This window comes from Janthinobacterium glycogeni, from assembly GCF_051380725.1.
In the GTDB taxonomy this organism is placed as follows: domain Bacteria; phylum Pseudomonadota; class Gammaproteobacteria; order Burkholderiales; family Burkholderiaceae_D; genus Janthinobacterium.
Map to the genome: position 1 here is coordinate 18,257 of NZ_JBNYXP010000006.1, position 24,258 is coordinate 42,514.

The 24,258-nt window shown below is 63.9% G+C and carries 16 protein-coding genes; 5 read left to right on the forward strand and 11 right to left on the reverse strand.

Annotated elements, in window-relative coordinates; all coding sequences use genetic code 11:
• Positions 1-6: 6 nt before the first annotated feature.
• Complete coding sequence (locus ACQ4W4_RS15175) at positions 7-1,098, reverse strand: J domain-containing protein (protein ID WP_436542700.1); 1,092 nt, start codon at positions 1,096-1,098, stop codon at positions 7-9.
• A gap of 149 nt (positions 1,099-1,247) precedes the next feature.
• Positions 1,248-2,399: a class I SAM-dependent methyltransferase gene (locus ACQ4W4_RS15180; RefSeq protein WP_436542701.1), complete on the reverse strand. Its 1,152-nt coding sequence runs from the start codon at positions 2,397-2,399 to the stop codon at positions 1,248-1,250.
• Positions 2,400-2,473: 74 nt separating this feature from the next.
• Here ACQ4W4_RS15180 and ACQ4W4_RS15185 point away from each other — a divergent pair, with 74 nt between their 5' ends.
• Genes ACQ4W4_RS15185 through ttcA form a run of 3 tightly spaced genes read left to right on the forward strand, consistent with a single transcriptional unit; the run spans position 2,474 to position 4,669 of the window.
• A complete protein-coding gene (locus tag ACQ4W4_RS15185; RefSeq protein WP_436542702.1) occupies positions 2,474-3,262 on the forward strand; it encodes an SDR family oxidoreductase in 789 nt (262 codons plus the stop codon).
• Between the two features lie 52 nt (positions 3,263-3,314).
• Positions 3,315-3,713 carry a dihydroneopterin aldolase gene (locus ACQ4W4_RS15190; protein WP_436542703.1) on the forward strand — a complete coding sequence of 133 codons (399 nt, stop codon included), beginning with the start codon at positions 3,315-3,317 and terminating at the stop codon, positions 3,711-3,713.
• Positions 3,710-4,669 carry a tRNA 2-thiocytidine(32) synthetase TtcA gene (gene ttcA, locus ACQ4W4_RS15195; RefSeq protein WP_436542704.1) on the forward strand — a complete coding sequence of 320 codons (960 nt, stop codon included), beginning with the start codon at positions 3,710-3,712 and terminating at the stop codon, positions 4,667-4,669. Before ACQ4W4_RS15190 ends, ttcA begins: the two co-directional genes overlap by 4 nt.
• A gap of 46 nt (positions 4,670-4,715) precedes the next feature.
• Here ttcA and ACQ4W4_RS15200 read toward each other — a convergent pair whose 3' ends face one another.
• Positions 4,716-6,413: a methyl-accepting chemotaxis protein gene (locus ACQ4W4_RS15200; protein WP_436542705.1), complete on the reverse strand. Its 1,698-nt coding sequence runs from the start codon at positions 6,411-6,413 to the stop codon at positions 4,716-4,718.
• A gap of 191 nt (positions 6,414-6,604) precedes the next feature.
• Between ACQ4W4_RS15200 and ACQ4W4_RS15205 the strand changes: the two genes are divergently transcribed.
• Both ACQ4W4_RS15205 and pepF read left to right on the forward strand, forming a co-directional pair.
• Positions 6,605-7,933 (forward strand): amidohydrolase, encoded by a 1,329-nt coding sequence (locus ACQ4W4_RS15205; RefSeq protein WP_436542706.1) that lies wholly within the window; start codon positions 6,605-6,607, stop codon positions 7,931-7,933.
• A 150-nt stretch (positions 7,934-8,083) separates the two neighbouring features.
• The gene (pepF, locus tag ACQ4W4_RS15210; RefSeq protein WP_436542707.1) at positions 8,084-9,964 is read left to right on the forward strand and encodes an oligoendopeptidase F; all 1,881 of its coding nucleotides are present in this window, start codon (positions 8,084-8,086) and stop codon (positions 9,962-9,964) included.
• Positions 9,965-10,064: 100 nt separating this feature from the next.
• On the opposite strand, the gene kefC is transcribed toward pepF, so the two are convergent.
• The 8 genes from kefC to ACQ4W4_RS15250 form a co-directional block, all read right to left on the reverse strand.
• Positions 10,065-11,879: a glutathione-regulated potassium-efflux system protein KefC gene (gene kefC / locus ACQ4W4_RS15215; protein ID WP_436542708.1), complete on the reverse strand. Its 1,815-nt coding sequence runs from the start codon at positions 11,877-11,879 to the stop codon at positions 10,065-10,067.
• A gap of 63 nt (positions 11,880-11,942) precedes the next feature.
• On the reverse strand, positions 11,943-12,527 hold the full coding sequence (locus ACQ4W4_RS15220; protein WP_436542709.1) for a dual specificity protein phosphatase family protein: 585 nt from the start codon (positions 12,525-12,527) through the stop codon (positions 11,943-11,945).
• On the reverse strand, positions 12,524-13,006 hold the full coding sequence (locus ACQ4W4_RS15225) for a hypothetical protein (protein WP_436542710.1): 483 nt from the start codon (positions 13,004-13,006) through the stop codon (positions 12,524-12,526). Before ACQ4W4_RS15225 ends, ACQ4W4_RS15220 begins: the two co-directional genes overlap by 4 nt.
• Positions 13,003-14,154 carry an MGDG synthase family glycosyltransferase gene (locus ACQ4W4_RS15230; RefSeq protein WP_436542711.1) on the reverse strand — a complete coding sequence of 384 codons (1,152 nt, stop codon included), beginning with the start codon at positions 14,152-14,154 and terminating at the stop codon, positions 13,003-13,005. Before ACQ4W4_RS15230 ends, ACQ4W4_RS15225 begins: the two co-directional genes overlap by 4 nt.
• A 98-nt stretch (positions 14,155-14,252) precedes the next feature.
• Positions 14,253-16,028 carry a M14 family metallopeptidase gene (locus ACQ4W4_RS15235; protein ID WP_436542712.1) on the reverse strand — a complete coding sequence of 592 codons (1,776 nt, stop codon included), beginning with the start codon at positions 16,026-16,028 and terminating at the stop codon, positions 14,253-14,255.
• Positions 16,029-16,153: 125 nt separating this feature from the next.
• On the reverse strand, positions 16,154-18,877 hold the full coding sequence (locus ACQ4W4_RS15240; protein ID WP_436542713.1) for a TonB-dependent receptor plug domain-containing protein: 2,724 nt from the start codon (positions 18,875-18,877) through the stop codon (positions 16,154-16,156).
• Positions 18,878-19,042: 165 nt separating this feature from the next.
• On the reverse strand, positions 19,043-20,491 hold the full coding sequence (locus ACQ4W4_RS15245; RefSeq protein ID WP_436543004.1) for a S41 family peptidase: 1,449 nt from the start codon (positions 20,489-20,491) through the stop codon (positions 19,043-19,045).
• Between the two features lie 169 nt (positions 20,492-20,660).
• Positions 20,661-24,257 (reverse strand): indolepyruvate ferredoxin oxidoreductase family protein, encoded by a 3,597-nt coding sequence (locus ACQ4W4_RS15250; protein WP_436542714.1) that lies wholly within the window; start codon positions 24,255-24,257, stop codon positions 20,661-20,663.
• Position 24,258 lies beyond the last annotated feature (1 nt).

Here is a 24,258-nt window from a genome sequence, read left to right on the forward strand (position 1 = left end):
ATCAGATTAGATGCTGCTTACAACAGGATTCTGCGTACCCCCCTCACCCGCGGCAGGCGCCGGCGCCGGTATCGAGGCACCGCTGCGCGTGGCGCCGCCGCAATTGTCCTGGCCGGGCCCGACGGCCTGGTAGCGCACTTCGTACTTGCCCGCGCTGAGCTGCTCCACGGTCAGCTTGTCATTGGCCAGGATGTACAGATAGCGCACATTCGAGCGCCGCTCCTGGTCATACAGCTTGACGAAGACGGGCGCCGTGTTGCCGCTGTTATCGATGGTCAAGCTCAGTTCGTCGCCCTTGTTACTGATCGGGAAGCCATCGACATAGCCGGACCGCGCCGGCCAAGGCTCGCCATTCGGCGCCACCAGCGCCGCCGACTCGGCCTGGCTGGCGCCGTCGCAGGCGGGCCGGCTGGCTTTCAGACTCAGTTGCGCCACGGCCAGCACGCGGATCTCGGGGGCCTTCGCTTGCGCGGGCTCGGCCGCATACGGCTTGCCCACGGCCCAGCTATCGATGGCCACCGCCTCGTTTTTTGCCGGCGGCGTGGCTGCGCTCTCCGCCATTGCCGTGTCCGGGTGCACCCTGGCGCCATCGCGGGCCAGCCCGCTCCAGGCCGACGCCAGCGCGGCAGGCACGGGCGGCGAGGTATCGAGCATCAGCAAGGCGCCCAGCCAGCCCAGCAGCAGGCAGACAAGCAAACTCAGCCACCAGCGCCAGTTGCGCCAGATGGGCAGCGCCCCACTCCGCGGCTTGCCCTTCGGCGGCGGCATGTCCTGCGCCCAGGTGTGCTCATGCGATTGGGCATGGCCTTTCGCGCGGCCATCGCGGCTCTTGCCTTCTTCGTGGTGGGTGCTTTCCAGCCATTCGATTTCCCACTCCTCGGCGGCGATCCACTCGTCGTGTTCCTTGCGGCGTTGCGGATCGGACAAGGTGCCATAGGCGCTGTTGAGGATGGCCATGATGCGGGCGGCCTTTTCGTCGCCGGGATTCTTGTCGGGGTGGTATTTCTGGCTGAGGGCTTTGTACGCGGCACGTATGACTTCCTGCGGCGCCAGGCGCGCCACTTTCAGGTTGTCATAGTGTGTATGTATCTTTCCCATCGTTCTATCTTGAAATCGGTGCGCGGCGACGGGTTCTTGCAGGATGGAACCGTGCTGTGTCGGTCATCATATACGATATGACAAGATAATAACCACCGGCGGACAGGAAATTGCAGGGCGGTGCGGCCCTGCCTTGATATTGACAACGCTTACAGGCGGTGACTGCGGTCACTGGACAACAGCGCTTCCGGCAACGCCACCTGGTGCCCCACCGCCAGCACCTTGAACAATTCGCCCATCTCGGCCGGCGACACCAGCTTGTGCACGGCGCTGGCCTGCGGCAGGTAGGTCTTGACCTGTTCGGGGTCGGTACGCAGCAGCAAGTCGCCGATACCGGAGCCCAGCAGAAAGGATGCCTGGTTCATGTAGGCGAGCACATCGAGGCCCGCATCCTGCGCCGCCACCGCCATGGCCGTAAAATCGACGTGAGCCGTGATGTCCTGCAAGCCGGGCAGATAAAACGGTTCCGCGTGGGCATGGTGGCGGTAGTGGCACATCAGGGTGCCCGTGGCGCGCAGGTCCAGGTAATACTCGTGCGCAGGAAAACCGTAATCGAACAGCACGGCCGCGCCGCCCTTGCCATTGGTCAGCATGCGCGCCAGCGAGCGCATGAAGCCGCAGGCCACGCCATGAATTTCTGTGACATAGCCGACCGGCAAGGCATCGGCGTCCGGTACCTGCGCGGCGATCTGCGCGGCCACATCGGCGCCGGCCGGGCGCTCGACAAACACGAACTGGCCGTCGGCAATGCTGACGTCGAGTTCGCACCAGCCGGCGGGCGTCTTGCTGATCAGGTTGACGGGCATGGCGTCGAGCACTTCATTGCCGAACACGGCGCCCTCGAAACTGTCGGGGAAGCCGTCGAGCCACACCACTTGCGGGAAGGCGGCCAGCGCCAGCTCCTGGCGCGCGCGCAATTCGCCGGACAATTCGACGATCGCATACTGTTCCACATGGATGCCGGCATTCGCCGCTTCCGTCAGGATGTCCAGGGCCAGCTTGCCCGTGCCGGCGCCGAATTCGAGGATGCGCGGAGCCGTTTGCGCCATAATAGCGGCTGCCACATGGGCCAGCGTGGCGCCGAACAGGGGAGAGATCTCCGGCGCGGTTGTAAAATCGCCATCTTTGCCCAGCTTGGCGGCGCCGCCGCTGTAATAGCCGAGGTCAGGCGCGTACAGCGCCAGCTCCATGAAGCGGACAAAGGGAATGGCGCCGTCATTGCGCGCGATTTCGGCGGCAATCTGGTGCTGCAAGGCATGGGACGCGGCCAGCGCGTCGCTATCGGGTGCGGGAAGAGACATTCCCGCATTGTAGCGAATCGGCGGCGCATGCCGCCAGTGTGGCGTCCACCGAATATCTCAACCATAGCAAAGACATGACAGAAGCAACGACAACGCCATTCGACAGCACTCCCCGCGTCGCCCTTGTCACGGGCGCGGCGCGCCGCATCGGCCGCGCCATCGCGCTGGGCCTGGCGCGCGACGGCTGGGATATCGCCGTCCATTACCGCGACTCGCGCGACGAAGCGCTCAGCCTCGTCGCAGAAATTATCGCGCTGGGCCGGCGCGCCCACGCCTTCCCTTGCGACCTGGCGCAGGAAGACGCCGTGCGCCAGCTGTTGCCGCAGGCACAGGCAGCGCTGGGACCCGTCACTTGCGTCGTCAACAACGCATCGTTGTTTGCATACGACAATGCGGGCGATTTTTCCTTCGGTGCGCTCGACGCCCACATGCACGCCAACCTGGCCGCCCCCATCCTGCTGGCGCAAGCGCTGTACCATGCCACCCCGGCAGGCGGGCAAGCCGTGGTCATCAACTTGCTGGATCAAAAACTGTACAATCTCAATCCTGATTTTTTGTCGTACACCCTGTCCAAGGCGGCGCTGCTGTCGGCGACCACCATGCTGGCCCAGGCGCTGGCGCCGAAAGTGCGCGTGGTGGGCATCGCCCCCGGCATCACCATGGTCTCCGGCGAGCAGACGGCAGCGAACTTTGCCAAGGCGCATGAAAACACGCCGCTGGGACGCTCCAGCACGCCCGAGGACGTGGCCGACAGCGTCTGTTACGTGGCCGGCGCGCGCGCGCTGACGGGCACAACCCTGCTGGTCGATGGCGGCCAGCATTTGATCGGCTTGCCGCGCGACGTCATGTTTTTGACCAAATAATCAGCAGCCCTGCCAAACAACCCGCATTCAGCATTCCCGAAAAGGTAAAACTATGTCGTCCGCCCTGTCCCACCCTCGCCTGCTTGACTGCCGCCGGCTGTTCCTGCGCAATTACGAAGTCCTCATCAACATCGGCGTCTACGACTTCGAAAAAAAGGGCGAGCAGCGCGTCCTCATCAACGTTGACCTGTACATTCCCCTGGCCCTGTCGACGCCCAAGGATGACCAGCTGGAAGAGGTGGTCGACTACGACTTCATGCGCGAAACCATCGCCAAGCGCATGGCCCAAGGCCACGTGCAGCTGCAGGAAAGCCTGGTGGACGACGTGCTGGAAGCCATGCTGGCGCACCCGCGCGTGCGCGCCGCGCGCGTGTCGAGCATGAAACCGGACGTGTATCCCGACTGCGAAGGCGTGGGCGTGGAAGTATTCAAGATCAAGGATGAAGTATGAACGAGGCAGTGATGGAAACGACGACAACGGCCGTGGAATTTCCGGCCAATGTGGAAGCGCAGAAACTGGCGCGCAAGAAGGCGGAAAAGATCGCCCTGGAAAACAACAAACTGCACAAGCGCCTGTGCCGCCTGGTGGGGCAAGCCATCGGCGACTTCAATATGATCGAAGACGGCGACAAGGTGATGGTGTGCCTGTCGGGCGGCAAGGACAGCTATGCGCTGCTCGATATCCTGATGACCTTGCGCGAACGCGCGCCGATTCACTTCGATATCGTCGCCGTCAACCTGGACCAGAAGCAGCCGAACTTCCCGCCGGAAATCCTGCCCGCCTACCTGACGGAACTGGGCGTGGCCTTCCATATCGAAAACCAGGATACCTACAGCATCGTCAAGCGCCTGATCCCGGAAGGCAAGACGACCTGCTCGCTGTGCTCGCGCCTGCGCCGCGGCATCCTGTACCGCGTGGCCGACGAGCTGGGCGCCAACAAGATCGCCCTGGGCCACCATCGCGACGACATCCTGGAAACGTTCTTTCTGAATATGTTCTTCGGTGGGAAATTGAAAGGCATGCCGGCCAAGCTGCAATCGGACGACGGCAAGCACATCGTCATCCGCCCGATGGCGTACGTGAAGGAAGAAGACACGCAGCGCTATGCGGAAGTCAAGGGCTTCCCCATCATCCCATGCGACCTGTGCGGTTCGCAGGAAAACCTGCAGCGCAAGCAGATCAAGGGCCTGATGCGCGAATGGGACAAGAAATTCCCCGGCCGCGTGGAAAGCATCTTCTCGGCGCTGTCGAACGTGGCGCCGTCGCACCTGATGGACCCGAAACTGTTCGGCTTCAAGGACTTGAAGGCGGACGGCGTGGCCAACCCGATGGGCGACATCGCCTTCGACGAAGAGCCGTGTTCGACACCGACCACCTTCGGCACCATTCCGCTGCAGCAAGCCTGACCTCGATGCACGGCGCCATCATGGCGATGGCGCCGCCTGTTTCAATTTAAAACTCTTCCCAGTCGTCGCCGGCCGGCGCTTTTGCGGGCGCGGGCGGCTTCGCCTTGACGGCGATGCTGCGCGCGGCAACACGGGGGGCCGGCGCAGGACGCGCGACGGCCTGCTGCGGCGCCGGACGGCGCAGCAGGCCAGGCTGTTCGCGCAGCTTGAACACGCTGACCACTTGCGCCAGGCCATGCGCCTGCTCTTGCAGCGAACCGGCCGCGGCCGCCGCCTCTTCCACCAGCGCCGCATTCTGCTGCGTCACCTGGTCCATCTGGGTAATCGCCTGGTTGACCTGCCCGATGCCGTGCGTCTGCTCCTGGCTGGCACTGGAAATCTCGCCGATGATGTCGGTCACGCGCTTGACGCTGGAGACCACTTCATCCATCGTCGCGCCGGCCTGGTCGACCAGCTTGGCGCCCGCGCCCACCTTGCTCACCGAATCGTCGATCAAGCCCTTGATTTCCTTGGCCGCCGCCGCCGAGCGCTGCGCCAGATTGCGCACTTCGCCGGCCACGACCGCGAAACCGCGCCCCTGCTCGCCCGCGCGCGCCGCTTCCACGGCCGCATTGAGCGCCAGGATATTCGTCTGGAAGGCGATGCCGTCGATCACGCTGATGATGTCGACGATCTTGCGCGACGACTCATTGATCGAACCCATGGTCGCCACCACTTCGGCCACCACCGAGCCGCCGCGGCTGGCGATGCCGGCCGCCGTGATCGCCAGCTGGTTGGCCTGGCGCGCATTGTCGGCATTCTGCTTGACGGTGCTGGTCAGCTCTTCCATCGACGAGGCCGTTTCTTCCAGCGAACCGGCCTGCTGTTCCGTGCGCGATGACAGGTCCAGGTTGCCGGCGGCGATTTCCGACGAGGCCGTGGCGATGCTGTCCGTGCCGCTGCGCACCTGGCTGACAATGCCGACCAGGTTGTTGTTCATATTGCCCAGGGCCGTGAGCAGCGCGCCCGTTTCATCCTTCGCCGTCGTGGCGACGGTCTGCGTCAGGTCGCCGGCGGCCACCGTTTCGGCCAGCGCCAGCGCCTGGCGCAGCGGACGCGTGATGCCCGTCGTCAGCAGCCACGAGCACAACACGCCGAATGCCACGGCGAACACGGTCAGCAGGCTGATGACGGTGGTGTCATGCACGGCGGAAGCGTCGATCTGCTTGGCCGTCGCATCGATGCTTTCGCGCTGCATGGTCACCAGTTCCTGCAGCAAATCCTGGTAGACCTTGGCGGCCGGGGTGAACGCGCTGTCGAGGATTTTCGCCGCGCCTTCCACGTCGCCATCGGCCTTGGCCTTGACGGCGCCATCGCGCGAGGCGCTGTAGACCTTGCGCTGCTCGAGGATCTTGGCGAACAGGGCTTTTTCCTTGTCGCCCGCGACCAGCGGTTCGATCTGCTTGAGCAATTCCGCCGCCTTCTTCACGGACGCGGCCGAGTCTTCCTTGAAATACGGTCCCAGCGCCGGGTCGCTGCTCTTGACGATGGCGGCCGTACGGCGGATCGAGGCAAAGTTCAAGCCATACCAGTCCGTAATCAGGCGTTCCTTGGTCAGCGGTTCGGCCATCATGGCGCGCGTGGATGTCGCCACCTCATTGAGGCGCCACACGCCCACGGTAGCGATCAGAACGGTCATTGCCAGGATCAGGACAAAGCCGATGCTCAGGCGCTTGCCGATCTTGATATTTGCGATAAAGCCCATGGTGTCTTTTCTCTAAGTAAGTGCATCGAAGATATATTTAATTCCATATGGAATTTATTGCAGATTATACATTGTTGAAATATATGCAGATGATTTATTGATTTTGAGAAATGTTTCTGTTAAGTTAAAAGTCTCCTCAGCAACCACAGGCGCGCCACGTATGTCCGGCCACCTGCTTCTCAAAGAAACCCATGAAATTTTCCGCATTGCCCCTGACACCAATCACCTTCGCCGCCGCCCTCGCCTGTGCCGCCAGCGCCCACGGCGCGGCCCTGCCGCCTGCCATCGCGGCCCAGCTCGCAGCCAATTACCCGGCCGTGGAAAGCCTGTACCTGGACCTGCACCGCCATCCGGAGCTGGCGTTCCAGGAAGTCGAAACGGCCAAGAAGCTGGCCGCCAGGGTCAAGGCGCTCGGTTTTGACGTGACCACCGGCGTCGGCGGCACGGGCGTCGTCGCCATCCTGCGCAACGGCCCTGGCCCCGTCGTCATGCTGCGCACGGAAATCGACGCGCTGCCCGTGCTGGAAAAGACCGGCCTGCCGTTTGCCAGCAGCGCCGTGACGAAAAACGCGGCCGGCGAAAGCGTGCCCGTGATGCATGCCTGCGGCCACGACGTGCACATGTCGGCCTGGTATGGCAGCGCCAAGCTGATGGCCGACAACCGCCAGCAATGGAGCGGCACCCTGATGCTGGTGGGCCAGCCGGCCGAGGAACCGCTGCTGGGCGCGGCCGCCATGCTGAAGGACGGCTTGTTTACGCGCTTCCCGAAACCGGACTACGCGCTGTCCTTCCACGATGAAGCCACGCTGCCATCGGGCACGGTCGGCTACCACGCAGGCTACTTCCGCGCGGCCGCCGACACCATCAGCATCACCGTGTACGGCCAGGGCGGCCACGGCGCCGCGCCGCACGACACGCGCGACCCCGTCGTCATGGCCGCGCGCATCGTGCTGGCCTTGCAGACCCTGGTTTCGCGCGAAAACAATCCGATGGATCCCGTCGTCATCACGGTGGGCAGCATCCATGGCGGCACGCAGGCCAACATCGTGCCCGACCAGGTCACCATGCAGCTGACGGTGCGCACCTTCAAGGATGCCGTGCGCAAGCGCGTGCTGGCCAGCATCGCGCGGGAAGTCAAGGGCGAAGCGTTTGCCGCCGGCGCGCCGAAAGAGCCGCTGGTGGAGATCCGTCCCGGCACGGACGCCGTCTACAACGACCCGGACCTGACCCTGCGCATGGTGTCCACCTTGCAAAAATCGCTGGGCGCGGCCAACGTGACGGAGATGCCGGCCAAGATGACGTCGGAGGACTTCGCCAACTATGGCCAGGCCGGCGTGAAAGCCGTGCTGCTGCATATCGGCGCGGTGGAGCCAAGCAAGCTGGCGGCGGCCAAGGCCAGCGGCAAACCGCTGGCCGGCCCGCACTCGCCGCAATGGGCGCCCGAGTACCAGCCGACCATCAAGGCGGCGATCACGGCGGAAACGTCGATCCTGCTCGATTTGCTGGGCAAGAAACAGTAATCGCATAGTGCGCGGGGAAGCCGGCCTTCCCCGCTCCCGCCCGCCCTCCGTCCGAAGTGCTTTCCTTCGCCCCCATGCTGCGATAAGCTCGGTGTCTGCCGCCACGCCTGTGCCGGTATCCCTTGCAACCAGACCATGAACGGACACTGTATGCCGACAACCGCGCTCAAACGCCCCGTACTGACCCTGCTGGCCCTCGGATTTTCCCTCTCCACCGCCTTTGCCGCGCCCGTGCCAGCCGACCGCCAGGCCGACCGCTGGGATTTGACGGCGCTGTATCAAAACGACGCCGCATTCGACGCCGACGCGAAAAAGCTGTCGGCCCAGCTGCAGCAACTGGGCGCCTGCAAGGGGCAGCTGAAAGCCTCGCCGGCCCGCCTGAAAAGCTGCCTGGACCTGGTCGCCGATGCGCGCAAGCGCGTCAACACGCTGTATACCTATGCGGCGCAGTATTACGACCAGGATACGGGCGACAGCAAGGGCAACCAGCTAAACCAGCGCGCCGCCCTGCTGGGCAACGAGTTCACCCAGGCGACGACTTTTCTGCAGCCGGAAGTCCTCGCCCTGGGCAGCAAGCGCATCGATGCCATGCTGGCGAAAGACAAGGGTTTGCAGCTGTACCGCTTTCAATTGAGCAACATGCTGCGCAGCGCGCCGCACACGCTCGACGCGGCAGGCGAACAGTTGGTGGCGCAGTTCGGCCTGGCGACGGGCTCGGCCGCCAGCGTCTACCGCACCCTGGCCAATGCGGAAATTCCGTGGCCGACCGTCAGATTATCGGACGGCAAGGAAGTACGGCTCGACCAGGCGGCGTATACGAAATACCGGGGCGATGACAATCGCGCCGACCGCAAGCTGGTGTTCGACGCCTTCTTCGGCAAGTGGAAAGAGTACGAACGCACGTTCGGCGAAACCCTGTACGGGCAGCTGAAAACGGATGCCGCGTATGCGAAGGTGCGCCGTTACGCCGATTCGCAAAGCGCCGCGCTCGACTCGGACAACTTGCCGCCGGCCGTCTACCAGACCCTGATCGCGCAAACCAACGCCACCCTGCCCACCCTGCATCGCTACTTCAAGCTGCGCGCGCGCATGCTGGGCGTCAAGGATCTCGCGTACTACGACGTGTATGCGCCGCTGCTGAAAAGCGAGCGCACCTTCCCGCTGGCCGAAGGCAAGCAGATGATGCTCGCTTCCGCCGCGCCGCTGGGCCCCGACTACGTCAAGGCGCTGACGGCCGCCGTGGACGCGCGCTGGATGGATGTGTACCCGCGCCCGCGCAAGGTGGCGGGCGCCTACATGAATGGCGACGCGTATGACGTGCACCCCTTCGTGCTGCTCAACTACACGGACAATTACGAAGCCGTCAGCACCCTGACGCACGAATGGGGCCACGCCATGCACTCGGTGCTGGCCAACAAGGCGCAGCCGTCAATCTATGCGCCATACAGCATCTTTGTCGCGGAAATCGCCTCGACCACGAACGAGGCGCTGCTGCTCGACGCGCGCCTGAAACAGGCCAAGGATGACGACGAGCGCCTGCTGTACCTGGGCGCGGCGCTGGAAAACCTGCGCGGCACCTTCTTCCGCCAATCCATGTTCGCCGAATTCGAGGCGGCCATCCACGGCAAGGTGGACAAGGGAGAATCGCTGACGGGCGAACAGATCACGGCCATCTATGCCGGCATCCTCAAGCGCTACCACGGCGAAGCGCAGGGCGTCATGACCATCGATCCCGCCTACGCGCTGGAATGGGCCTACGTACCGCATTTCTATCACGGCTTCTATGTGTTCCAGTACGCCACCTCGATCGCGGCGGCGCAGGATTTCGCGCAGCGCATCCTCGACAAGGAACCGGGCGCGCTGGACGCCTACCTGAAGATGCTCAGTGCGGGCGGCTCGGCCTACCCCTACGATCTGGTGAAGACGGCCGGCGTCGACCTGGCCTCGCCGAAACCGTACCAGGCGCTGGTGGCGCGCATGAACGGCATCATGGACCAGATCGAGGCGATTGAAGCGAAGCGGGGGAAGTAAAGCCGCGACGAGGCGCAGGAGGCGTAGGTCGGCTTAGCGCACAGCGCGTAAGCCGACACCACCAACAACGCCAACAAGGTGTCGGATTACGCGGTCCCCGCTAATCCGACCTAGCGTTTTCCACTTCCGCCGCCGCGAACGCGGCCGCATCGCTCTCGAACATGTCTTCCAGCTCCTCGCGCGCCTGGCGCGTGAGCGACATGACCTTTTGCTGGTCCTGGAAGTGCGGCGCCACTTCCAGCAAGGTTTTCAGGTTATGCCGGCCGAAGATGCCGGCCGCGCGCTGCGCCCGCTCCGCGCTGAAACCCACCTGCTGCAAGGTCTGCTCGCCCAGCAGCAACGCCGCGGCGAAGGTCTCGCGCTCGATCAGGGTCACGCCCCGCTTCATCAATTCATAGTAATGGGTGACATTGCGCGCACGCGCCAGGATCGTCAGTTCCGGCAGGCGCAGGCGCACGGCGTCGACCAGGGCCAGGCTGTCGTCCACGTTGTCGATGGCGATCACCAGCGCCTTCGCCTTCTCGATGCCGGCCGCCACCAGCAGATCCACGCGCGTGGCGTCGCCATAAAACACCTTGAAGCCGAACTTGCGCAGCAGCTCGATCTGGTCCGGGTCGTGGTCGAGCACCGTCACGCCGATCTTGTTGGCCGCCAGCAGGCGGCCGATGATCTGGCCGAAACGGCCGAAGCCGGCGATGACGATGGGGTTGTCCTGCGCCTCGATATGGTCGTCGGGACGGCGCTTCTTGTCGCCTTGCAGGCGCGGCGCGACGAATTTGTCGTGCGCCAGCAGCAGCAAGGGCGTGGCCACCATCGACAGGGTCACCACCACGACCAGCAGCGCGGCCGTCTGCGGCGCAAACACATGCGCGGCCTCGGCGGCGGCAAACACGACGAAGGCGAATTCGCCCCCTTGCGACAGCAGCAGCGCGAAGAACAGCTGCTGGCCGCGGGGAATGTCGACAAACTTCGACAGCACATACAGCAAGCCGATCTTGACCACCAGCAGGCCCGCCACCAAGGCCAGGATCAGCAAGGGCTGGGCGCGCAGCACGCCGAAATCGACGGACATGCCCACGGCGATGAAGAACAGGCCCAGCAGCAAACCCTTGAACGGCTCCAGGTCGGAAATGAGCTCATGGCGGTATTCGGAATCGGCCAGCAGCACGCCCGCCATGAAGGTGCCCAGCGCCATCGACAAGCCCACCGATTCCATCAGCACGCAAATGGCGATCACCAGCAGCAGGGCGAAGGCCGTGAAGATTTCGCGCAAGTCCGTCTTGGCGATGAAGCGCAGGATGGGGTTCACCAGGAAGCGCCCGCCGATCACCAGGGCCGCCAGCACGGCGGCCAGCTTGGCCACGCGCAGCCAGCCCGGTTCGCCGCTATGCGTGACGAGTCCGCCCAGCAGCGGCACCAGCGCGATCATGGGAATGGCGGCGATATCCTGGAACAGCAAGATGGAAAAGCCGGCGGAACCGGCCGGCGTACTCATCAGCTTGCGTTCGCCCAGGGTGGCCAGCACGATGGCCGTCGACGACAGCGACAGCCCCAGCGCGCCGACCAGCGCCGTGCGCCAGTCCACGCCGAAGGCCATGGCCACGGCGCACAGCCCCGCGCTGACGACGCCCACCTGCGCCCCGCCCCAGCCGAAAATCGGGCGGCGCAGCAGCCACAGGCGCTTCGGCTCGAGCTCCAGGCCGATCAAAAACAGCAGCAGCACCACGCCGAACTCGGAAAAGCTGAGAATCACCTCGACATTCTTGATCAGGCCCAGGCCCCACGGTCCGATGACGACGCCGGCCACCAGATAGCCCAGCACGGCGCCCATGCCCAGGCGCTTGGCCAGCGGCACCATGATGATGGCGGCGACCAGGTAAAACAGTATGTTGATGAGAAAGCTGTGGTGTTCCATGCGGATTCCGGAAAAACGTGATTGGAATCGCAATCATGCCTGAAGTGGCGCGCCAGCGGGGTATCAGGCTGGCGGCGCCTCGATGCGCGCGCGTAGTTGGTCGACATTCACGCGTTTAAGATAGCTTTCGATATTTTTCCACACAGCGTGATAGCCGTAACCGCCATTTTTCAGCTCGTCGATCGCCTTCTCGCGCGGCCAGCCCTGGTACAGCATGCGGTACATGGCGGCCATCAGGCCCGTGCGGTCGGCGCCGTGCAGGCAGTGCAGCAGCACGGGTCCCTGCTGTTCGGCGGCGCGGATGCTGCGCATGGTCTCGATCACATGCTTGTCGCGGATGGCCCAGGTATTGATGGGGATGCGGACAGCGCGGATGCCGCTGCCATCGAGCACCTGCGTGTCGGAGTGGAAGGAGCGCAGGCTGATCACCGTCTTCACGCCCAGCGTCTGCAACTGGGCCACGTCGGCACTGTCCAGCTTTGCGCTGCGGTACAGGACGGGGGTGACCTGGTGCAGGTTCGACACGTGCGGCAGCGGCATGGCCCATTCGGCATTGCGCTCGGGCGCCCCGGGCGCTTGCGCGCCGGCGGAACCGGCCGCCAGGGCCAGGAATAGCAGCAGAAGATACGACGAGGGCGGCAAGATCATGACTTCCTTTTGTATGAAAACCACAGCAACACGCCAGCGAGCAGCAGCGATACCCAGTAATCGGTCGGCGCCCACCACAGCCAGTGCTTGTGCCAGGCGATGTGGGCCGGATTGAAGTGCGCCACGCCATAGGCGGGATTGAGCACGAACCACAGATAATCCTCGATGATCCAGAACAGCATGATGCAGCCGATGGCACGGCACTCGAGGCGCAGCGACCATTGCGCCAGGAAGAGCATGGGGAAATGGAAGAACAGGGCGATGAAGGGAAAGACCCAGGCATGGTAGCCGGTCATCGGTCGCCCGCCCCAGAAGATATCGAGCAGCCAATGGCTTTCGATGCGCCAGGTCGGCAGGTTGGCTGCCCAGCCGGCCGCCCCTTCGATCTGGATTTCCACCTGAGCAAAAAACAGTCCCAGCAGGGCCACCCAGGCCAGCGTCAGGCCGATCTGCCAGGGTTTTGCGACGGCGCCCGTCATGCAGGCTCCGTGGCCAGCACTTGCGCCAGCACGTCCAGCGCGGCGCGCGGACGGCCCAGGGCCAGCGCTTTCGCGCGCATCGCTTGCAACTGCTCAGGATGATCGAGCAACAGGCGCACGCGGTATTCGAGGGTGACGGCATCGAATGCCTTCAGGGCCACGCCCTGTTCCAGCAGATAGTCGGCATTGCGCTCTTCCTGCCCGGGAATCGGCGAGTTGACGATCATGGGCAAGCCCAGGGCCAGGCATTCCGAGGTGGTCAGCCCGCCCGGCTTGGTGATCACCAGGTCGGCGCACGCCATCAGGCGCTCGACCTCGCTGGTAAATCCTTGCGCCAGCAGGCGGCCCGGATACTGGCCGGCCAACGCTTGCAGCGCCGCCAGCGCGGCGGCATTTTTCCCCGCCAGCACGATCAGCTGGAAGTCGCCCGGCAGCGCAAGCAGGCGCGCGGCGACCGTTTCGAGGCTGCCCAGTCCCGCTCCGCCGCCCATCAGCAAAATCGTCGTGCGGCGCGGGTCGAGGCCACACGCCTGCGCGCACTGCACGCGGTCGGGCGCCTGCGCGAACGCGGGCATGATGGGGATGCCCGTCACGTGAATGCGGTCGGCGGGAATGCCTTCGTGGCGCATGCGGAACGCCACTTCGTCGGTGGCGGCGAAATAGCCGCGCATCTGTTCGTGCACCCACATGCGGTGCAGGTCGAAATCGGTGACCTGCACCCACACAGGACAGGCCAGCTGCCCCTGGCGCAGCGCGCGCGACAGCAGTTCGGCCGGCAGGAAATGCGTGCAGATGATCGCATCGGGCTGGAAGGCGGCGATCTGCGCCATCAGCGCGCGCGTGTTGAGGCGCTCGACGCCGCGGCGCAATCGCTGCATCGAACTGTCGCGCGGCGCGTCATGCGTGGCGTGATACAGATAGCCCCACAGCGCGGGCGCCTTGTTGACCAGCTTGATATAAAAATCCGTGTACAGCTTGCGGAATGCGGGCGTGACGAAATCCATCACGTCCAGATGCAGGGCCTGCGCCGCAGGGCCGGCGCCGCCATCGCGCGCCGCATATGCCTCGATGGCTTGCGCCGCGCGCATGTGGCCGGCGCCGGCCGAGACGCTCAGGAGAAGAATTTTTTTCGCTGTTTGCTGCGGCATGCGCTGGTGCTCCATTGAAAGCCCTGATCGGGGAAGCAGGCACAATAACATTATCCGCGCCGCGCACATTTCAAATTAGCAAGACCGCGCGGCTTCCCTTACTTCAGTGCCGGCGCGGCATCCGTGCGCAGCACCGGATACAGGTTCAGGCGCTCATCCCACGAGGCGTGGCGGCGGGCGAAGAATTCCAGGCGCGCGGCCGGATTCCTGGCAAACGCGGGATCGTCGGCCAGCTTCTGCTGGAATTGCGCCGCCAGCGCCGGGTCGGCTGCCAGCTGCGCGCGCGCCACGTCTTCGGCCACGTATTCTTCCATGTACTCCTTGCGCTCGAAGGCCGTATTGAAACTGCCCCAGGCCAGCAGGGAATCGGGGGCGCGCGGCTCGAGCAGGGCCACGACCAGGCGCGCCTTGGCCTGGTTGACGGGCACGTACAGCGCGCCCGCGCCGACCGGGCGCTCCTCTTTCTGCCACTCGCCCTGCACGGCCGCCGTCTGGCGTCCTTCGAACGACTGCGCGCCGAATTTTACCTGCGTGGCGCGGAAGGTTTCGACGGGCAGCTTGCCGGGCGCGGTGGCCAGCACCTGGTACGACACGCCATGCTGGCGCAGCTTGGCGGCCACCATCTGCGCCTGCGCGGCAGGCACGAGGTAGCCGGCCTTGGGCGCAGCCTGCTGCAGGTCCGGCACGATCTCGTCGCGCAGGGGCACGTTCCAGATCTGCGGCGTGCTTTCGTCGTAGCGCGTCATCAGCGCGCCCGACACCTCGGATGGCGTGCGCGTGTAGGCGTAGCCGCGAAACGCGATCATGCGGCTCTTGTCCGTCGTTTTATATGTAAGCGGCAAGGTGGCGCCGGCCAGCTGCGCGGCGCGCGCGTCCGCCTCGAGCGCCGTTTGCCGCCACTGCGCGCCATGCTGCGCCACTTGCGACAGCAGCGAGACGATGGTGTTGCGCGTGATGCGCACGCGGGTCGGATAGTCTTTCCACGAATGGGTTTCCACCAGCATGCCGAAGCGGTTGCGCAGCTGGAAATAGCCATGCGAGAAGCGCGGATTCGGCGCCGAATCGACAAAGCCCGATTGCGGATTGTCGTTCTCGGCAAACGAAATATAGAACGGTTTCGGGTCCGAACCGTGCTTCGCCAAGTCGGCCAGGACCTGATCGCGCAAGGCCGTGCCGGCCACGCGCAGGGCAGCGTCGCCCGCATGCACGGGTTCGACCTGGATCGAGATATCGGGTTCGAACTGGGCGCCATCGGTGACGTGCAGGTCGACATAGGCCAGCGGATCCCAGGCGTTCACCAGCGCCAGCATGTGCTGCATCTCGGGCGTATCGGCCTTCATGTATTCGCGGTTCAGATTGTAGTTTTGCGCCGTGCTGCGCCAGCCCATTTCCACGGGACCGCGCTGGTTCGGACGGTTCCACTGGCCGAAGCGCTCATGGCCGTCGACATTGAAGACGGGCACGAACAGCAGCACCTGCTTGTCGAGCGCGCCGGGCGCCGCCTTGCCCTCCAATACTTCGCGCAAGGCCAGGAAGCCCGCATCCTTGCCATCGATTTCGCCCGCATGGATGCCGCCCTGCACCAGCAGCACGGGCAGCTTGCGGCGCGCCGCCTCGGCCGGCGTCAGCGCGCCCGTGTTGGAGACGGCCAGCGCCAGCATGGGTCGGTTTTCCGGCGTGCGGCCAAATTCCACGCAGCGCACCCGCTTCGGATAGCGCGCCTGGAACTGGCGGCACAGGGCTTCCACTTCCGCATAGCGGCCCGTCTGCTGGAAAGCGGAACGCTCGGCCACCGTCGTCAGGGCGGGAGCGGCGTGCGCGCTGGCGACAAACACGGTGAACAGGGCGGTGGACAGCAGGGCGTGGCGTAGCATGGGTCAAACTCCATCGAGAGAGGACAAGCGGGCAATTATAGAGTGGCGGTCGGTTAAAAACGCAGCGGAAAATAAAAAAGCCGGAACAGCGTCAGCTGCTCCGGCCTTGCTCAGGCAAGCGTGAATTACGAACCGAAGTGGTAATTGAATTCGACCCATCCCTGGCGTCCCTGCGGGCTGTAGCTGCCCACCGGGTAGTACGGCCAGCCGCCGCTGTCGTCGCGCTTGATCTTGTCGAATACGTTGTTGACGATCAGCGACAAGGTGGCGCGGTCGTTGATGCGGTACACGGTGCTGATGTTGGCCAGCGCCGTCGGCGTCAGATAGGCCTTGCCGGCGGCGTTCGGGATCTTGCTGTAGCGGCTGACCAGCAAGGTGTTCGACCAGTCGCCAGCGCTCCAGTTCACGCTCAGGTTGAGCTTGTCGCGCCAGTCCGAATTGTTCAGCGATTTGAGCTCGTCGATCTCTTCGTCGCCGACGAATTGCTGCGATTTATTGCTCAGCACCTTGGCGTAGTTGGCCTTGAAGGCGAAGCGGCCATAGTCCGTCGTGCGCAGCAAATACTTGACACTGATGTCGATGCCGCTGCTGCTTTGCCTGGCCGCGTTGATCGGATTGACGGTGATGGTCTTGATCTCGCCGGCGCGGTTCAGCGCATTGGCGGCAAAGCGCTCGACGCGGCCCAGGGTATCGACGCAGGTCGGCGAGTTGATGTCGGTCTTGCCCAGGCGGCAATCGGCTTCATCGCGCAGTATCTTGTCGGAGCTCAGGTTCGTTACCAGGTCGTCGATCTTGATATTCCAGTAGTCGACCGAGACGTCGAAATTGGATGTCGGCGACCAGACGGCGCCCACGCCGAACGACTTGCCCTTCTCCGACTGCAGATCCTTGCTGCCGTTCTGCACATAGTCGGCGCCCGGCGATTTGTTCGCGTAGTCGCAATCATCGATGGCCTGCCCGGCGACGCCGCAGCGGTAGTAGTCGGTGGTGCTCGAGTAGTAACCGGTGCCGCGCGCCTTGTAGATATAGTTCATGTCCGGCGCGCGGAAGCTGGTGGCGTAGTTGGCGCGGAACAGCAGCTCCGGCGCGGGGCGCAGCTCCAGGCCGCCGTTATAGGTGAACTTGCCGTCATGGCGGCCGGCAAAGCTGTAGCGGTCATAACGGCCGGCCAGGGTGGCGGTCAGCTTTTCATGCAGCGGCAGATTCACTTCCGCCCCCAGCGCATAGCGGGTGCGGGTGCCCGCCGTGATGTCGGACTTGGTGGCGACGTTGAAGTAACCTTCGTTCAGGCGCGCGTCGGGCACGTTGCTGAAGCCCTGCTTGCCCACTTCGGCGATGGTGGCGATCTTCGCCACGCCAGCGGGCAGCTGGAACAGATCGCCGTTGGTGGCCAGGCTCAGGGTATTCGTCCAGGCCTTGTCATCGCTGTCGGAATTGCCCGTGATGCTGTCGAATTCGGCCGCCGTCACGCGGCGCGACAGGCGGGCCGGATCCGGCGCGTAGATCGGCACGCCGGCAGTATCGGTGCCCAGTTTCGGCCCCAGGAAGAAGCTGTCGATATTGGCCAGTGCGCGCGGCGTGTGGCTTTCGCTCTTGTACACCGAGGCATTGTAGTTGGCTTCGTATTGCCAGCTGCTGGTGCCCGGCACGCGGCCCTTGGCGCCCAGCGAGATGGCCGTGGCCAGGTCGTCCCATTTGCGGTTATAACGGTCCACGCCGCCGATTTCCTCGGGCGAGATATAGCGCGTCCACGCTTCGTAGCGATCGGTATTCTGGTTGCGGAAATAGCTGCTGCCCGTCGACGATGACGTCCACGACGGCCCGCGCGTGTTGTTCTCGGTCGAGTTCTTGCCGATCAGGAAGTCGGCGAACAAGGTCGTTTCCGGCGACAGCTCATAGTTGGCGCTGCCGAACACGTTCTGGCTGCGGTTCTTGGTTTGCGTGGTCCAGTAAGTGGGGCCGACTTTCGGGCTGGCGCAATAGCTGCCGTTCTTCGCCTGGTACTTGACGGTGCTGCCGCCGAACAGGTCGCCGAACTGGTTGCAGGTGTCGCCCAGATCCACGTAGGTGCCGGAAGTACCCGCCTTTACCACGCGACGCGACGCGATATTCGTCGGCGTGCCCGAGCGGGTGGCCATGAAGTCGCGCTGCAGGCTCGACAGCGGATCGCGCTGGCTCAGCTCCACGCTGAACAAGGTATGCAGCTTGTCGAAATTGCCGCCGCCCGTCAGCTGCACGCGCTGGTTGCCGGCGCCGCCGCGCGTGGTGCCGCCCGCCTTGACGTTGATATCGAAACCTTCCGTCTGCTTTTTCAGGATGACGTTGACCACGCCGGCGATCGCGTCGGAACCATAGATGGCCGAGGCGCCGCCGTTGAGGATCTCGATGCGGTCGACAATGCTCGACGGGATATTCGCCAGGTTGGTGAAGTTGACCGTGCCTTCGTAGGCGACGGGGAAGTCGGCCAGGCGACGGCCATTGAGCAGGATCAGGGTGTGGTTCGGACCGAGGCCGCGCAAGCTGATGGTATTGGCCGACGGCGTAAACGTGTTGCCGAAGTCCTCGCCTTGCGTAAAGCCGCTGTTCTGTACCTGGTTGGTCAGCGCATCGAAGACGTTCTTGTACCCTTGCTTGGTGATTTCATCACCCGTCAGGATGGTGACGGACGATGGTCCCTCCAGGCTGGCGCGGGGAATCCGCGAACCGGTGACCACGACGGCTGGCGGGGTAGCCGCCGGCTGCAGATCCGCTGCGGGCGCTTGCGTCTGCGCGTGCGCCTGCCATGCGGAACCGCCAAGGATGGCCAGTACGGCTACGGTAAGCGGTGGTAACTTGAATTGTATAGGCATCGTTGCGCTTCTCAAGGTTAGGGAGAAGGCAAAAGATATCAAGATGCCAGCAATTGCAGAACGAATGGATTCGTTCTTCCATATACCAAAATTGTTATATGGAAATATTTCTGAGCATAATTGTGCCCCTCCGTCACCGAGGAAGGGGGGCACAATCGGGTTTTATCATTTCAACACAGCAATTTCCTTGTAGGCCGGGCGCAGCAGCCGCGCCGCCGTGTCGGCCGGACTCGCCATCGAACTCGACAGCCTGACCGCACCCGTGGCCGGGATACAGCGGCCGCTGCTGCGGTAGCGCAACGCCGCCGCCAGCATGGCTTCGGCAGGATCGCCCAGCGCGTACTGGTAATCGTCCGTCACGTCGCACGTTGGCGCCATGCCATCGGCAAAGTCGCCAAAGCCCTTGGCGTTGACACCCTGGAACTGCACGGCGAAATAGGTGGTGCCGCAATTCGGCGTGGGATAAAAACCATAGGGCTTGCCGCACGTCGTGCCGCCGATCAGGTTGACCTGCACGTCGACGCCGCGCAAGCCGTTGATGATGGCTTCGCTGGCCGAACAGGTATTGCCCGTTGTCAGCAAGGTCACGCGCTTGAGGCCCAGCGAAGGCAACGGCGTGCCCTTGGGCAGAGGATTCGGCCCGGCAAAACCCTGGCTTTGCGTGTGAAATGGCACGGGCGCTTCCGGCCGCGTCTTGTCATTGGCCAGCACCTGCTCGAAGGTCTTGCCGGTGGTAACTTGCGGACCGGCAATCATGTAGGCAAGCTCGCTGGCGACATCGAGATAGCCGCCGCCGTTGTAGCGCACATCAAGCACCAGGTCGCTGATGCCGGCCGCCTGAAAGCGGCGCATGGTCTCGACCAGCTGGCGTTCGGCCACGTTGTTGTGGGTGTTGAAAGTCAGGTAGCCCACCTTGCCCGTTGGCGTGTCGATGATGCGCTCGTTTTGCACGGCGCTCGTGCTCACGTCCACCGCCTGCAGGTTCGCCGAGAGGAGCGAGCCATTGCGGCTGAATGCCAGCGTGTGCGTGCCTTGCGCTGCAGGGAACAGGCCGGCGTTAATGATCTTCACGCTGGCAGCGTCGGGGGCATTGACGAAATCGGTGCCATCGACGGTTTGCAGCTCATCGCCGCGGCGCAAGCCCGCCAGGTCGGCCGGCGAGCCTGGCTCGACGATCGAGATCACGGCCTTGCGCGGCGGCGTGGTGCGCGTCTGCGCCAGCAACATGCCGTAACCGAGCTCCACGCCGTTGAGCGAGGCTTCCCATTCGGCCGTCGTATACGTGAAGTGGAACTGGTCCTTCGGCTTGCCGGACGCCGTCGTGGCCGTTGTTTTGAGCACATCGAAATACGCCTTGGCCGTGGCAAAGCTTTGCGGCAGGTAGGTGGTCGGCACTTCGCGGTACCACAGATACGTTTCATCGATCCAGCTGCGCACCCACGTCTGCTCATCGAGCAAGCTGCCCTGCTTGTCGATGCTGCTGCCGCTGCGCGGCGCCTCGCAACGGTTCTCCACCGAGGAGGAAACGACCAGCGCCGTCGGGCCCGTCGGTGTCACGGGCGGGACGACGGGCGCGCTGTCGCTGCCGCCGCCTCCGCCGCAGGCACTCAACACACATACGAGGGAAACAGCAAGGGAGCCAAGTCGCAGGGAATACATGAGAAACTTTCCATAAAGAAATTATCGAAAAATTATAATGCGTTTCGCCTGCAAGCGTTGTTTTCTTTGACACAAAAGAAATGGCGCCCGCAGGCGCCATTGCTACAGCGAGGAACTCACCCCATCACGCCACGGTGGCCGCCACGGGTGCTGCCACGACGGGCGGCAGGGGCGTTGGCGCATTGAAGGCGATCAGCAGACTGGCTTCCTTCTCTTTCGCCGCCTTCAAATGACGCTCTTTCACGTGGCCATAGCCGCGGATGTCTTCCGGAATGCTGGCGATCGCCACGGCTTGCGCCAGCTTGGCCGTCGTCAGCTTCGGCAACAAGCCGCCCACCGTCGCGCGGTACTCAAGAATCAGCGCGCGCTCCATCTTGCGCTCTGCCGTATGGCCGAACACATCGAAGGCCGTGCCGCGCAAGCCCTTGAACTTGGCCAGCACGCCGAACGCCTTCAGCATCCACGGGCCATATTCCTTCTTGATCAGATGGCCCTGGGCATCCGTTTTCGCCATGATCGGCGGCGCCAGGTGGAACTTGAGCTTGATGTCGCCTTCGAACATGGACGCAATCTTCGCCTGGAAGGCGCCGTCCGTGTACAGGCGCGCCACTTCGTACTCGTCCTTGTACGCCATCAGTTTGTAGAAGTAGCGTGCCACGGCTTCCGTCAGGCGCAAGTGCGGGCCGTTCAGGGCGCTTTCGGCGGCGCGCACCTGGCCGACGAAGTCCAGATACTGCTGCGCATATGCGCGGTCCTGGTAAGCCGTCAGCAGGGCCACGCGTTTTTCGATGATGTCGTCAAGCGTGTCGATGCGCTTGAATTCCACCACCTTGGCTGGCGTGGTCATGCGCACCAGGCTGGCCGCATCGTGGGCGCCCGCGCGGCCCCAGTTGAAGGCCGCCTTGTTGAACGCCACCGAGACGTTGTTCAAGTCGATGGCCTTCATGATGGACGCTTCGCTGAGTGGCACCTTGCCCTTTTGCCACGCGTAGCCGAGCATGAACATATTCGTGGCGATGGAGTCGCCCATCAGCGCCGTGGCGATCTGGCCCGCGTCGATGAAATCGACGTGGTCGCTGCCGCAGGCCTTCTCGATTTCCATGCGCGCGGAAGCGCCGGGGAATTGCCAGTCCGGGTTTTTCACGAAGGCGGCCGTCGACGAGCTGGTCGAGTTGATCATGGCCCAGCTGCGGCCCTCTCCCATGCGCGACAGGGCGTCGCGGCTGGCCGTGACGATCAAATCGCAGCCGATCACCAGGTCAGCCGCACCGGTGCCGACGCGCGTCGAGTGGATGTCTTCCTGGCGGTCCGCCAGGCGCACGTGCGACATCACGGGGCCGCCCTTCTGGGCCAGGCCGCTCATGTCCAGCACGGAACAGCCCTTGCCTTCCACGTGGGCGGCCATGGCCAGGATCTGGCCGACGGTGACGACGCCCGTGCCGCCAATGCCGGTGACGAGGATGCCGAACGGCTCGGCCGTCGACGGAATGGCCGGCGTCGGCAAGGCCGGCACGGCTGGCGCATCCTTGTCGGCGGCAGCCGCTTTCTTCGGCTTTTTCAGGCCGCCGCCTTCCACCGTCACGAAACTGGGGCAGAAACCCGTCGTGCATGAGAAATCCTTGTTGCAGGACGACTGGTTGATCTGGCGCTTGCGCCCCAGTTCCGTTTCCAGCGGTTCCACCGACAGGCAGTTCGATTGCACGGAGCAGTCGCCGCAGCCTTCGCAGACGGCTTCGTTGATGACGGCGCGCTTGGCCGGGTCCGGGTATTCATTGCGTTTCCGGCGGCGGCGTTTTTCCGAGGCGCAGGTCTGGTCGTAGATCATGGCCGACACGCCGGGCATGTCGCGCAGTTCGCGCTGCACGTCCATCAGTTCCGAACGGTGGCGCACGGTGACGCCTTCGGCCCAGGCGTAATCGTCCGGGTATTTTTCCGGTTCATCCGTGACGACGATGATCGGGCCCACGCCTTCGGCGGCGATCTGGCGCGAAATGATGGCCGGAGACAGAGGCCCGTCGAATTCCTGGCCGCCCGTCATGGCCACCGCATCGTTGAACAGAATCTTGTAGGTGATATTCACCTTGGCCGAGACGGCCGCGCGGATGGCCAGGATGCCCGAGTGGAAATACGTGCCGTCGCCGAGGTTGGTAAACACGTGTTTTTCATTCGTGAACGGCGCCTGCCCCACCCACGTGACGCCTTCGGCGCCCATGTGGGTAAACGTCGACGTTTCGCGGTCCATCCACAGCACCATGTAGTGGCAGCCGATGCCGGCCAGCGCGCGCGAGCCTTCCGGCACCTTGGTCGAGGTGTTGTGCGGGCAGCCGGAGCAGAAGAACGGCGTGCGGTCCTTTTGCGGATCGGGCTTCACGCTGATGGCCTTGAGGACGTTTTCCTTCGCTTCCAGGTAGGCGATGCGTTCCTTCACGCGCTGCTCGACGGGGTGGCCCGCGTAGTAGCGCGAGATGCGGCTGGCGATGGCGCGGGCGATCATGGCCGGGTTCAGTTCATACGTGGCCGGCAGCAGCCAGTCGCCGTGACCGGTACCCTTCTGGTTGCTCCACTCGCCCGTGTCGTCGAACTTGCCGACCACGCGCGGACGCTCGCCGTCCTTCAGGTTGTACAGTTCTTCCTTCAGCGCGTATTCGAGGATTTGCCGCTTTTCTTCCACCACGAGGATTTCGTCGAGGCCCTTGGCAAATTCATGCACGCCGTCCGCTTCCAGCGGCCAGGTCATGCCGATCTTGTACAGGCGGATGCCGATGTCGGACGCCGTCTGCTCGTCGATGCCGAGATCGGCCAGCGCCTGGCGGGTGTCCAGATACGATTTGCCGGCCGTGATGATGCCGATGCGCGCCTTCGGGCTGTCCCAGATGATCTTATTGAGCTTGTTGGCACGCGCATACGCCAGCGCCGCATACCATTTGTAGCTGTTCATGCGCACTTCTTGTTCCAGCACCGTGTCGGGCCAGCGGATGTTCAAGCCGCCGGCCGGCATCTCGAAGTCCGTCGGCAGCACGATCTGCACGCGGTCCGGGTCGAAATCGACGGCGGCGCCCGACTCGATGATGTCGGTCACGCATTTCATCGACACCCATAGCCCCGTGTAGCGGCTCATGGCCCAGGCGTGCAAGCCGTAGTCGATGTATTCCTGCACCGACGAGGGATACAGCACGGGGATGCCGCAGGCGTTCAGGATATGGTCGGACTGGTGCGCCGTGGACGAGGATTTCGCCGCATGGTCGTCGCCGGCCAGCACCAGCACGCCGCCGTGCTTGGCGGAACCGGCGTTGTTCGCGTGCTTGAAGACGTCGCCGCAGCGGTCGACGCCGGGGCCCTTGCCGTACCACATGCCGAACACGCCGTCGTATTTCGCGTCTTCGAACAGATTCGTTTGCTGCGTGCCCCAGACGGCCGTGGCGGCCAGGTCTTCGTTCAGGCCCGGGTGGAATTTGACGTGGTGTTCATCGAGGTATTTCTTGGCCTTGATCGCCGTCATGTCGACGGACGTCACAGGCGAACCGCGGTAACCGGTGATGTAGCCGGCCGTATTCAGGCCAGCCTTCAAATCGCGCTCGCGCTGCAGCATAGGCAGGCGGATCAGCGCTTGCGTGCCCGTCATGAAGGCGCGGCCACGCTCGAGCGTGTATTTGTCGTTCAGGGAAATTTCGGACGCGTGCGCGCCCGGCTCAAGACTCGAGCCCTTGATTGGTGCATTCATT